The 567-nt window shown below is 66.7% G+C and carries 1 protein-coding gene; it reads right to left on the bottom strand.

What is annotated here, in order from left to right; all coding sequences use genetic code 11:
• Positions 1–512 (bottom strand): helix-turn-helix domain-containing protein (locus ACTXPP_RS14170; protein WP_443342767.1); only part of this gene is annotated, 512 nt, incomplete at its 3' end.
• Between the last annotated feature and the right edge of the window lie 55 nt (positions 513–567).

Consider the following 567-nt stretch of genomic DNA (forward strand, 5'->3'; position numbering starts at 1 on the left):
CTCGATGCGCGGTGTTGATCAGAGCCACGACCGAACATCCGCCAGCCACCACCGTCGGGGATCCGGCCGAGTTTCTTGATGTCGACGTGCACCAACTCCCCGGGGTGGGACTTCTCGTAACGCTTCGGTGGGGCCTTGCGTACCGGCAGACCAGTGGCCTGGTCGATGCAGTCCAACGCGGGCATGTTGTAGCGGGCCAGCACCCGGCCGACGGTGGAACGGGCAATGCCCAAGCGGTAGCCGATGCGGTGGGGTCCCCACCGGTGGGTGAACCGCAGGTTGATGATCCGGCGTTCCCGCCGTGCGGTCAGCTGGTGTGGGCAGCGGCGTGGCTGGCTGGTGCGATCCGACAGTGGCTCACCTGCCCGGTAGCGGTTGACCCAGCGGTTCACGGTGGCAGGTGCGACGCCGAAGCGTTCGGCGACGCGGCGTTGGGGCCATTGATGCTCGATGACCAGCGCCACCATCCTGGCCCTGCCGGTGGCGGTCAGTGGTGCGTTACGGTGGGACACGGAAGACCTCCTGGTTCCTCGTCGTGAGTAGTGATTCACCCACCACGGTTACCGG

It is taken from the genome of Candidatus Corynebacterium faecigallinarum (genome assembly GCF_052264515.1).
Lineage (GTDB): Bacteria > Actinomycetota > Actinomycetes > Mycobacteriales > Mycobacteriaceae > Corynebacterium > Corynebacterium faecigallinarum.